This window comes from Shewanella marisflavi, from assembly GCF_023283925.1.
Lineage (GTDB): Bacteria > Pseudomonadota > Gammaproteobacteria > Enterobacterales > Shewanellaceae > Shewanella > Shewanella marisflavi.
In genome coordinates this window covers 476,112-488,671 of the sequence record NZ_JAKIKX010000001.1, presented here as the reverse complement: position 1 = coordinate 488,671, position 12,560 = coordinate 476,112, and the positions used below count along the sequence as shown (strand labels likewise).

The window sequence follows — 12,560 nt, the reverse complement described above, 5'->3', positions numbered from 1 at the left end:
TGCGCCACTATATTAATGACAATGAACCCATAAAGGTTACAATCGACCTTTAGCCTCTCCCATTCGCCCAGGAACATGATATGACGCTTACCGTTTCTCAACCTCAATGGTCTCTTACCGAAAAACTGCCTCCCGTCGTCTTCTGCCAACTGTCTCATCTAGGCCTTATCTCAGTCACGGGCGAGCAGGGACGCAGCTTTATTCATGGTCAGGTCACGACAGATATCAGCTCGCTGACAGACGACCAATGGCGCTGGGGCGCGCACTGCGACCCTAAAGGAAAAATGCTGGCTAGCTTCAGAACCTTCTCCCATCAAGAGGCCCTGTTGCTCTTGATGCCCAAAGAAACCCTGGCCTTAGATCTGCCTCAGCTACAAAAGTATGCTGTATTTAGCAAGGCTGAGCTGGTCGATGATAGCGCTAACTGGTTATTGCTGGGCGTGACAGGCCTTGATGCCGCTAACTGGATGAGCCAACACTTTGGTGAGCTAAGCCCATCACTCACCACAGTACCAGGCGGCGTTATCTTACGTGACGGCGAGCGTTTCATCCTCGCTATCAAGAAAGAGGCTCAGGCAGAATTACTGGCCAAGATAGAGCAGCCCATCTACGACTATAGTGTCTGGCAGGCCGAGGAAATTGCCGCCGGTCTGCCCAATATTTATGCCCGTCACCAGGGACAATTTGTGCCGCAGATGTGTAACCTGCAGGCTGTCGATGGCATCAGCTTCACCAAAGGCTGCTACATGGGCCAGGAAACCGTGGCCCGCATGAAATACCGCGGCGGCAATAAGCGCGCCCTCTATATCGCTAAAGGCACCGCCAGCCACGCGCTACGTCAAGATGCGCAGCTTGAGATGCAAATGGAAGAGGGAGAAGGCTATCGCCGTGCTGGCAGCATACTGGAGTCCGTACAACGTGACGGTCAATTGCTGCTAACCGCCGTACTACCCAATGATACCGCCATGAGCGCCAAGCTCAGAGTGGCAGGAGATGAGGCCTCCGAGCTCTCTCTGGTACCACTGCCCTACTCGCTGGATGAAGAAGAGTAAGTCAGCACAAAAAAAGGCGCGATAAGCGCCTTTTTTATTACTTGCTGTTTTAGCTAGGTTCTTCTTAATTATTCATTGTCGTTATGGGTATCGCGTATCTTCACCGCCTCACCGACGATCACCTTGAAATGCTCCACCAGCTCAGGGTCAAAATGTTTACCCGCTTCACGCTCAATCAGCGCCAGGGTATCTTCTATGCTCCAGGCCTTCTTATAGGGTCTGATGGAAGTCAGGGCATCGAACACATCCGCAATAGCGACGATGCGCCCCTCAATGGGAATATCTTTTCCCGCCAGCCCACTGGGATAACCCGAGCCATCCCACTTTTCATGGTGAGTCAGTGCGATACGCCGCGCCATCTCCAGCAGGGGATCCGGATGCTCGCCAATGATCTCGGCGCCTATCTCGGCGTGACGCTGCATCTCTTGCCATTCATCTTGGTCTAACTTGGCTGGCTTCTTCAAGATGGCATCTGGGGTTCCTATCTTGCCGATATCATGCATGGGCGAGGCGTTGTAGATCAGCTCACAAAAACGCTCTGACATTCCGGCCTGGCGGGCCAACAAACGCGCATAGTGACTCATGCGAATAACATGCATCCCCGTCTCGTTATCCTTGTACTCGGCGGCGCGGCCCAGGCGGCGTATGATCTCCAGGCGAGTGTCCGTCAGCTCTTGAGTACGCGCCTTAACCTCCTGCTCTAATAAACGCTTCTGATCATAGAGGGCAAGATGAGTCTTTACCCTGGCCTTCACCACGGGGGCGCTGACAGGTTTAGTGATATAGTCCACCGCACCGAGCTCAAAGCCCTGGGTTTCATCGGAGACATCGGTCAGGGCGGTCACAAAGATCACCGGAATATGGCTGGTCTGAGGCTCCTGCTTGAGGCGCTTACACACCTCATAGCCATTCATCCCCGGCATCATGACATCGAGTAAAATGAGATCCGGGGCATTCTTAGTGGCGATCGCCAGGGCCTTGGGGCCATCGATCGCCACCTTAACCTTGTACTCATCGCCTAAGATCCCCACCAAGATATCGATATTCTCGGGGGTGTCGTCCACAACCAATATCGTGGCCTTCTCCATCAATCCCTCTCCTTTTGCGCCCCGTTGGGCTAATCACAATTGAGTATAGTTGGCACTCAGCCTAGGCAGAGTATTGCTTTCACTCTTACTCTAAGCGTTCTTCCTCTAAGCACTCTTCCTCAACGCTCCAGTCCCAAGCTTTTGGCTTAGATCATCAAACTTAAGCAAATATCTCTTCAACCAACTCTATCGCTTCATCAAACTGGTAGGCGTTGACCATATTCAGCACTGGCACCATCTTCTGCGCCAATGACGATGGCAGGCGCTCGCGAATAGACTCGACCTTAGCTACCGCCTCAGAGTCGGCCTCTTCGAGCATCTGTAGCAAGGCCTTTATCTCGCTATCCAGCTCTTGGGGCGTCATCTCGGGCTGCGTTTGAGCTGCACCGGCCCCCAGCAGATTGTCATCACCGCCAGTCTGTCGCAGCCAATCGCCGATGGCGCCGCACAGACTGTCGATAAGCTCACCCATCTGCTCCAGCGCCTCTTTAATATCGGCCTCGGGCGTTTGACTCAGACTCGACTCTATCTGTTTAGCCATCTCGACTAACTCTGGGCAACAGAGGTTACCCGCCACCCCTTTCAGGGTATGGGCATAACGAATCGCCTCCTCATGCTGGCCCTGACTCAAGGCGGTGGCGATAAGCTCAGCGCAGCGAGACTGGCCTGTGTAGAAGCGCTCGAATATTCTGCGATACAAACGGGCAGAGTTTTGAACCAGCTGTAACCCCTTGTCCACATCCAGCAAAGGATGAGAAGGCCAATAAGCATCTTCCACCTCAAGGGGGGCGCTTTGCCCCTCTGCGGTATCAGGGGCTGAAAGATTATCCCCCAGGTATTCCAGCAGCGTCTTATAGAGGAGTGAGACCTCTATCGGCTTGGCGATATGGTCATTCATGCCCGCCCGCAAGCACATCTCCTTGTCACCGGCCATGGCGTTAGCCGTCATGGCGATCACCGGTAGCGAGGCCCAATCGGGGTTCTTGCGCAGCTCTGCCGTGGCCTGATAACCGTCCATCACGGGCATCTGACAATCCATCAACACCAGATCGAAGCTCTGCATCGCCAGCTTCTCCAGGGCCACCTGCCCATTCTCGGCGATAGAGAGCACAACCCCTACCTGCTCGAGAAACTCGCTGGCGACCTCTTGGTTCATCTCGTTATCTTCCACCAGCAAGATTCGCTTACCCTTGAGCTGAGCCAATAATGCCTGGCTGATCTCTTTGCCCTTGCGGCGCACAGACACGGCCCCCTCCTTACCCAGGGCCGACATGATACCGTCCAGCAACCTGGAGGCACTGATCGGCTTAGTGATATAGCCGGTGATCCCCGCCTGCTCCGCCTTGTCGATAAAATCACTGTCGGCATGAGCCGAGACGATCAAGATCTTAGGCGGGGTCGGCAGCAGAGACAGCATCTGCTTTGAAGTCTCCAGACCATCCATCTCAGGCATACGCCAGTCGATCAAGGCCACCTGGTAATCTGTCTCCTGACAACGGGTCAGGGCCTCACTACCGCTACGCACCGTATCGACGCTAAAGCCCATGCTCTCAAGGGTGCTGCGTAAAATATCCCTTGCGGTGGCGTTATCGTCGGCCACCAGAATACGCATCCCTTCCAGCTCCTGCTCCACCTTGATCAGCTGGCTGTCAGAGATCTTAAAGCGGACGCTGAAGAAGAAGGTGCTGCCATTGCCAAACTGGCTCTCCACGCCAATCTCACCGCCCATGAGTTCCACCAACTGCTTACAAATCGCCAAGCCGAGACCTGTGCCGCCATACTTGCGCGTCGTCGAACTGTCCGCCTGACTGAATGACTTGAACAACTTGGCGCGCTGCTCCTCGGTGAGGCCGATACCGTTGTCGCGCACGCTAAATTTCAGCAGTATCTCCTCATCCTCTCGCACCAGCTGGCTGATCGAGAGCATCACCTCTCCCTGCTCGGTAAACTTGATGGCATTGTTCATTAAATTGATCAGCACCTGACCCAGGCGCAACGGGTCGCCCACCAAGTGGCGCGGAATATTGGGCGCTACGGCAAACAACAGCTCCAACTGTTTGTCGGCCGCCTTGGCCGAGAACATGTCGCTGAGATCTTCAAGCAAGGTATCGAGCTGGAAGGGCACGGCCTCGATATCCAACTTGCCCGCCTCAATTTTAGAGAAATCCAGGATATCGTTGATGATCCCCAGCAGCGACTTAGAGGCGCGGTCTATCTTCTCTACATAATTTTGCTGTTTCTTATCCAGCTCTGTCTGTAAACAGAGTTGCGACATACCTATGATGGCATTCATCGGCGTGCGGATCTCGTGCGACATATTGGCCAGGAAGTCACTCTTAGCCTTGCTGGCGGCATCGGCGGCATCTTTGGCCAAAATAAGCTCCTGCGACAGCTGCTTGAGGGAGCTGATATCCGCCATAGAGATCACCGCTGAGCGATACTCTCCCTGCTTGTCCGATAGCCCTGTCATGTTGGCATCCATCCACATGGCCTGGCCGCTATGATTGATCAGGCGGATATCCAAGTTGGCACTATCGCCACCATCACTCATCAGTGACTTGAAGCGATTCTTCGCCTCCAGTCCCTGCTCTGGGTCTTGATAATCGAAGAAGAGACTGCCCTTAAGCAGCGCCCTGGGTAGCTGCATGTAATGACTAAATTGCTCGTTGCAGTCCAGGATGACACCACGTTCATCGACATTCACAATCCCTATGCCGGCGTTATCAAACAGCGCCCTGAAATGCGCCTCACGTTTGGCCAGCTCTCTGTCCATCCGCTTACGCTCTGTAATATCCATGAGGTAGCCATGCCACACTAGGCTGCCATCTGCCTCCCTGTCACCGCGGGCGCCCGCCTGCAGCCAGCGCTCCTCACCCGATGGATGCAGGTAACGAAACTCTTCGGTCCACTTGAGCCCTGAGTCACTTTTCTCCGACAAGGCCCGAATAATGCGGGGGCGCTCGGAGTCGACAATACAGTTAGCCACCAGGTCAAAGTTGGCCAATAGCTGATCGCGATGAAAACCTAAAGTGGTAATACAGGCACTGGAGAGGAAGGTAAAATAACGCTTGTCATTGTCGAACCAGCGCAGCTGATAAACGGTATTGGGAATGGATTCTGTGATGGTCTCAAGCTGCTGCTGAGACTGGGCAATCTTCTCCTGAGCCAGCTTACTCTGGGTGATATCCTGAATGCTGCCATCAAACCAGAGCGCCTTGCCCTCGTCGTCATAGCTGGCCTTGCCCTTTTCATGCACCCAATGGACACTGCCATCTCTGTGCTGAATACGGTACTGCACCTCGAAGGTCTGCTGCTCGGCGATCCCTTTGTTGATCGCCGCATCTGCCAGCGCCCTATCGGCTTCAAGGATCAAACTGGCAAAAGTGCGCTTACTGCTTTCGATAAAGTCTTCGGCGCCGTAGCCGGTGATCTCGGCAATATTGTCGCTAACATACTCCATCACCCAGCTCTCACCCAGGCGGGTACGATAGACGGCGCCGGGAATATTGCTCACCAGACCGCGAAAACGACTCTCGCTGTCTTTAATCCGCTTAGCGATCGCCAACTCCTCGGTCATATCCCGCACCGAAGCGGCGACCTGACGCTTGCCATCAACATCGGCTGGCAACAGGCCTAAGCTAACTTCCACCGAAAACAGACTGCCATCGGCCTTCTTGGCTTTCAGGGTTCGCCCCAGTCCCTGCCCCATGCGGCGATCGACCCCTTCGCTGACAAACTTAGCCCTGAGCGCCGCATGATTGTCCACGGTATCGGGCACCAGCTGATCGACACTCAAGGCCAACATCTGCTGCGCATCATATCCAAACAGCTGCTGACAACGACTGTTGCTAAAGACTATCTTGCCCTGCTCATCGACAATCAGCATCGCCTCGGGGGCCGACTCCAGTACGGCATTGGACCAGGCCGCCGCCGAGAACTGCTCGGTCACATCGTTAAACAACATCTCGATAGAGAGGAGTTCACCGTTATCGGCCAGCAGCGGCTGCATAAAGAGATCCAACCGTCGTAACGTGCCATTGGCGGCAATCATCTCCACCTGATGGGGTGGCACGCTATTGCCCTGCAGGGCACTGTCCATATATTCCCAGTTCACCTCGTTGATGGGGTTATCGGAGAACATGCGCTGATATTTGCGTTTGAGCAGATCTGGGCTTACGCCCAAGACCTTCTCAACGCCGGCGCTGACCTGGGCTATCTGGCCGTCGGGCTCAAGGGAGCAGTAAAACGATTTATCGCTCATTCCATCAATCAACTTAGCAAAGCGGTTCCCCCGGGAATCCAGTAGCGCCTCTTCACGCTGAGCCAACACCTCGGCCAGTTCATTAAACTTATCTGTCAGGGTCACCACCTCGGTCACCGCGCCTCTGGGGCTGTCGATGCGTTTGGTCTTACCCGCGCCGAAGGCAACTATCCCCGCCGCCAGACGCTCGATGGGTAGCGACAGGCGCCTGGCGGTGAGATAGCCAGTTAAATAAAGCACTATCGAGATAAGCAGTAAGGTGATCACCAGCGAAGAGAGGCCCATATAAAGCTGATGATAGAGTTTCTCCTCATGGGTCATCATCACCACGCGCCAGTTGAGCTTAGGCACCACACCGACGCTGGCCAGATAGGCCTGGCCATCTTTGGCTATCATGCGACTATTGCCAGATTCTGCCCCGCCGATTAATTGCAAAAAATCCTGATTTTCACTCGACGAAGACAGCCAGTTATCCTTGCCCTGAGACATAATCAACTGACTGTTTGGATGGTAGATAAGTTGCCCGTTCTCATCTAATACCAGCATACGATCCGCCTCGATGCCCGCCATACTCGGCAAGGTATCTAACGCCAGATCGACCGTCACTACCCCCCAGTAGGGACGCGACGGGCCAAAGGGTTGTGAGAAGGTGATCATCAAGATATTACCGGCGCCCTCATCGAAATAGGGCAGCGACCAGTAACCGTCGATATTATCGATAGCCTCGCTCCACCAGGCCCACTGACCATCGGTGTAGTCATAGCTATCGGCGCCGATATCCAGCATCTTTATCCCCGCTTGGTCGCGGTAGACATAGGGAGCATAAGGTTTTTGATTGTCTGTGAGTTCGGGGCGAAAGGCGATGGCGCTGGCGTAGAAATCTGTCTGGCGCTCCAGGCGACGGGTGAGCAGGAGTTTAAGCTCGGCATCCTCAGCGAATAATTTGTCATGGCCCATTTGCCCCAGCAGATCGGCAAAGGTGCGGGTATCTTGTTCGGCAAAGGAGAGGAAATAATGAACCTTCCGGGCCACCATTTCCGCCTGTTTCTCCAGATCGCCGTAGAGGTATTTTTCCTCGGCCTGATAATTAAACCAGGCATAGAGACTAAAGACCATGGCCATGATGGCAATTAGCGGCAAGGCAATTTGTACAAGTATCCGGCTACGAAAGGTACGAAGTCTGCTCATATCCATAATCCACAGTGCTATCGGCGCTTGACCCTAAGGCCCTGCTGTTGCTTACATCTATCCTCACCTAACTCCCCAAAAAGCGGGGCCATAGGTGCCGTATTAGCGCTCACTCTCTTGTGTCTGTCATTGCCGTTTTCTGACACAAAATCTGGTTCTTCAAAATAGTGAAAACTTGCTAACTTCATGATGAACCAGAAAAATACTTGTTCATTAAATCACCTTACTTAACCGTAATCAACAACTTAACAACATCTTTACCCATTAGGTTTTAAGTATAAAACAGGCGAAAAATAAGCGACTTTTTATATTTCTCTCCCCCCATCAACCCTATTTCTTAGGCATCAAGGGATCGCACCGAGCACTTGATACGTATAGTGAGCAAAGCACAGGCAAACTGCCATCACATCCCCTACTGATTGCACCTTGCAATCTGCTATCGATGGGGTTATCAATGGGTTTCATCATACTTTGCCAGACTATAGGTTCAGGCAAAAACCTAAGGACAGACAATGACGAGTGTCGCGACGCTAAGTGAGATCTCTAAAGGGTTTAACGATGGCGATAAGTTTCATCTGGTATTGGATAAACTGGATTTAACCCTCAACCAGGGTGAAACCGTGGCGCTCACCGGCCCCAGCGGCAGCGGCAAAAGCACCCTGCTCAATATTATCGCTGGCTTCGAGCGCCCCACCAGCGGCACCCTCACCCTGCTCGATCAGGCCAGCACCCATTGGGACGACAGACGCTGGAGTCAGTTCAGACATCATCAGCTGGGTGTGGTCTTTCAGCAGTTCAACCTACTCACCCCTCTCAATGTGGAAGACAATATCGCCTTTCCGCTACATCTTAATGGCGCGGCCTGGAATAGCTGGTGCGATCACCTGGTGAACGCGCTCGGACTAAGGCCACTCCTAAAACGTCATGTGGATGCCTTATCGGGCGGCCAACAGCAAAGGGTTGCCATCGCCAGAGCACTGGCCCATAAGCCCGCCTTACTGCTGGCCGACGAACCCACAGGCAACCTGGATCAAACCACCAGCCTTGAGGTGATGGAGCTTATCTGCGCCCTAGCAGGCGAAAACAACACCAGTATATTGATGGTGACCCACTCAATGGAATGCGCCGCTTTTATGCAGCGCCGCTGGCATCTGGATCTCGGGCGGGTACATGAATAGCCCTAAGCCTTCGTCCCACAAGGGCGATAATGTAAATAGCCCTAAGCGCTCGCCCCATAAGGGCGATAATGTAAATAGCCCTAAGCACTCGTCCCTTTGGTTAGCCACCCGTCAGACCCTGAGGGTCTTTAACGCTCACTATCGTCAGGCGCCCCTGCAAGCAGGCGCGATTCTGATCGGTATCATATTAGCCGTCACCTTATTGACCGGAGTGAGGGCCACCAACGAAAGCGCCATCGACAGCTACAGCGAGGCCGCCGAGCTACTGAGCCACCAGGCCAGTTCTCTCATCATGCCGCGCACGGGCCAAGCCCTTGATGAAAGCCTCTACTTTACCCTAAGGCAGCGAGGCTTCTCCCACAGCCTTGCCGTACTCGAGGGGCGAGCGCTGGATCAACACCAGCAGGCTTGGCAGATAGAGGGCAGCGATCTGGTTGCCGCGCTGGCGGCGGTATCAACGGCGCCAACCCAAGAGTCCTCAACCCAAGAGAGCTCAAACCAAGACTCAAACCACAAGAAAGACGCGCCACCTGTGCCATCGATACGGGGAGAGCTCCCCCTTGGCGATCTATTGGCCGGCGAGCCTATGGTATTAATGAGTCAAAGCCGGGCTGACGCCCTAGAAGGCGGGCAGCTCATTCTCAATGGCACCTTACTGACAGTGCAGGCCATCGACGACAGTTATCAGCTAGGGGATCGCCTGCTTATGGATATCTCGCTGGCGCAAACAGTGTTAGCCAAACCTGGAGAGCTTAGCTACATCGCCCTGTTCAGTGAACCCGGCGCCAGACAGGCCGAGCTTGAACAGCTACTCAGTGATAAGGCCAGTCTGGTTGAGAGTGATAACGGCGAGGCGATGAAGGCGCTGACAAACAGTTTTCATCTCAACCTCACCGCCATGAGCCTGCTGGCCTTTGTTGTCGGGCTGTTTATCGCCTATAACGGCGTGCGCTATAGCCTGCTCAAGCGCAAGCGACTCATCATACAACTGCAACAGCAAGGGGTACGGCGCAGCGCCATCATGCTCGCCTTAGGCATGGAGCTTATGGTGCTGGTGCTGCTGGGCTCACTTATCGGCTTTATTCTGGGGCTTCAGCTAAGCTACTGGCTGCAACCTATGGTGTCGGTCACTCTGGAGCAGCTCTATGGCGCCCACATACTGCCCGGCAGCTGGCGTTGGCAATGGCTGGCTCAGGCTAGCCTGCTCACTCTGGTCGCCGCGCTGCTCGCCTGTAGCTCCTTGCTGCGCGAGCTGATACATCAACCACTTGCCCAGGGCAGTGGCCAGCTCAGCCTGCAACGCAGCGCGACTAAGGCGCAAAATCGCCTCATGCTGGTCGCCCTTCTTCTCGGTGGCATCACCCTGATACTCATGCCTCTCAGCCAGGACTATAAATTCACCATGGCCTTACTGGGGCTTGTGGTGCTGGCCATCCCCATGGCCTTACCTTATCTGCTAAGAAAGCTTATCGGCCTGATACAGGGCCTGAGTCCAAAGGGGCTTATCGCTTACCAAATTGCCGAAACCAAAGAGTTATTACCGCCCCTCTCACTGGCCATGATGGCCATGCTACTGGCGCTAACAGCCAACATCGCCATGAACAGCCTGGTGGGCAGCTTCGAGATCACCCTCAAGCAATGGCTGGATGCCAGACTGCATGCCCAGCTTTATCTGCGACCACCCGCCAGCCAGATGATCGAGGTGGAAAAGGCGCTGGCACAAACGCCTGAGGTGACGGGACTCTATAAGCAGTGGCAGATTAAGACCCGCTATCAGCAGACCCCTATCTTTTTGCTGACGCGAGATCCTTACTCCATCGAGCACACCACCATCATCAAACAGGCCCAGGCTGAACTGTGGCAGGCGTTTTTCTCATCAATGCCTGACTCAGCGTCGCATTCCACAACGCCGCAGGCCCTGGTCAGCGAACCCTTTGCCATCAAGCATGGCAAGCAACTGGGGGATAAGATTCAGCTCGCCGCACTTGGGGAGACACCATTGACCATAGCCGCCATCTATTATGATTACGGCAATCCCTACGGCGAGGTGATCATCGCGCCAGCCTTGTGGCAAGAGGCGCAGCTCGGCGATACACCGCTCAGCCTGGCGCTCACCTATGATGGCGACCTAGATAACTTAAGCCAGCAGTTGCAGGCGCGCTTCAACCTGCCCGATGCACTGGTCTACAGCCAGGAGAAGATAAAGGCCCAGGCGATCACCATGTTTAAGCGCACCTTCTCTATCACTCAGGTGCTCAATAGCCTGACCCTGATGGTGGCCGCCATCGGCCTGTTCAGTGCTTGCTATATGCTGACCCAGGCTCGGCTGGCTCCCATCGCCCGCCTCTATGCCCTGGGGGTGAATCGCCGCCAGCTGGTGCAAATGATCGTCGGTCAGATGCTCTTAATGGTGCTGCTCACCTGCCTGGTGGCGCTGCCGACGGGAGCGCTGCTGGGCTATCTGTTGATCCACAAGGTGACGCTGCAGGCCTTTGGCTGGAGTATCGCCATGGTCTGGGACTGGCAGGCCTATCTGCAACTGGTGGGGCTGGCATTACTCGCCAGCGCCTTGGCGGTCGCCTTCCCCCTCTACCAACAGACCAGACGTCCATTGATCTCAAGCCTACAGAGGGAGGTGCTATGACACGCTTACTGATGCTCAGTCTCATCGCTCTGCTACTGGGCTGTGATACGCCTAAAGAGGAAACGGCGGGCGCCATGGGTAACCTTATGGGCTCTAACACAGATGGTTATGCCCAGGTCATCAAAGGCAAAGCGCTTAGCTTTCCCAAGGATCACCAGGACCATAATGATTTTAGGCAAGAGTGGTGGTATCTGACCGCCAACCTCACCACAGAATCCGGTGAGCCTCTGGGGGTGCAGTGGACCCAATTTCGTATCGCCCTGTCACCTGGCCCAGCTGAATCCCCCCTTGAGTCAGCCAGTGCAAGCTCCTCCTGGGCAACCAATCAGCTCTATATGGCCCATAGCGCACTGACCACAAGTGATAAACACCTGACGCAGGAGCGCTGGTCTCGCGGCCACCCTGAACTGGCAGGCACCAGCACGGCGCCGCTGACGATTAAGCTCGATGAGTGGCGCTGGCAGAGTCAGGGCGAGCAGCTGTTTCCCGCCGAGTTACAGGTCGTTGGCGACAAGATGAGTTACCAGTTAACCCTTAAGAGTGACGCGCCGTTGCAGCTGCAGGGCGATCAGGGCTACAGCATCAAAAACGCCAGTGGTAAGGTGGCCTCCTACTACTACAGCCAACCCTTTATCGAGATCAGTGGTACGGTCAAAATCGACGGCCAAACCCAAAAAGTGACGGGTAAAGGCTGGTTAGATCGTGAGTGGAGCTCACAATTTTTAGACCGACATCAACAGGGCTGGGATTGGTTTGCCCTGCGTCTGGATGATGGCTCGGCGCTGATGCTGTTTCAGCTCAGAACAAACACCCAGGAGAAACCCTTTTTCAGCGCCCGGCGCATGTACCCAGATGGCCGCGGCCGCAACATAGAGAGCCAGGCCATCACAATGAAAGCCACCGACTGGCAACAGATAGGCGAGTCCAGCTACCCTGTGGCCTGGCAGATCGCCATCCCCAGCGAGCAGCTAAAGCTCACGATCTCGCCCCTCAATCCAGACAGTCTGATGCCCCTGAGCGTGCGCTACTGGGAAGGGCCTATCCAGATAAGCGGCTCCCATCAGGGCCAAGGGTATATGGAGCTCACCGGCTACTAGCGGCTCGTCACTAGCTGATCGTCAATGGTGAGCAGCCCATCAGCGCGCTGAT

The 12,560-nt window shown here is 54.7% G+C and carries 6 protein-coding genes; 4 read left to right on the top strand and 2 right to left on the bottom strand.

Going from position 1 to position 12,560, the window contains the following annotated elements; translation table 11 throughout:
• Positions 1-80: 80 nt before the first annotated feature.
• Positions 81-1,052 (top strand): tRNA-modifying protein YgfZ, encoded by a 972-nt coding sequence (gene ygfZ, locus L2712_RS02090; protein ID WP_033540619.1) that lies wholly within the window; start codon positions 81-83, stop codon positions 1,050-1,052.
• A gap of 68 nt (positions 1,053-1,120) precedes the next feature.
• Here ygfZ and L2712_RS02085 read toward each other — a convergent pair whose 3' ends face one another.
• Together L2712_RS02085 and L2712_RS02080 are read right to left on the bottom strand one after the other, a co-directional pair.
• The gene (locus tag L2712_RS02085; protein WP_088905302.1) at positions 1,121-2,140 is read right to left on the bottom strand and encodes a response regulator; all 1,020 of its coding nucleotides are present in this window, start codon (positions 2,138-2,140) and stop codon (positions 1,121-1,123) included.
• A gap of 160 nt (positions 2,141-2,300) precedes the next feature.
• Positions 2,301-7,595 (bottom strand): PAS domain S-box protein, encoded by a 5,295-nt coding sequence (locus L2712_RS02080; protein ID WP_248976752.1) that lies wholly within the window; start codon positions 7,593-7,595, stop codon positions 2,301-2,303.
• 506 nt (positions 7,596-8,101) lie between these two features.
• Here L2712_RS02080 and L2712_RS02075 point away from each other — a divergent pair.
• From L2712_RS02075 to L2712_RS02065, 3 genes are read left to right on the top strand one after another with little or no spacing between them, the layout of a single operon-like run.
• A complete protein-coding gene (locus L2712_RS02075) occupies positions 8,102-8,767 on the top strand; it encodes an ABC transporter ATP-binding protein (RefSeq protein WP_248976751.1) in 666 nt (221 codons plus the stop codon).
• Complete coding sequence (locus L2712_RS02070) at positions 8,760-11,411, top strand: ABC transporter permease (protein WP_248976750.1); 2,652 nt, start codon at positions 8,760-8,762, stop codon at positions 11,409-11,411. Before L2712_RS02075 ends, L2712_RS02070 begins: the two co-directional genes overlap by 8 nt.
• Positions 11,408-12,508 (top strand): lipocalin-like domain-containing protein, encoded by a 1,101-nt coding sequence (locus L2712_RS02065; RefSeq protein WP_248976749.1) that lies wholly within the window; start codon positions 11,408-11,410, stop codon positions 12,506-12,508. The genes L2712_RS02070 and L2712_RS02065 overlap by 4 nt, the downstream gene beginning before the upstream one ends.
• Positions 12,509-12,560 lie beyond the last annotated feature (52 nt).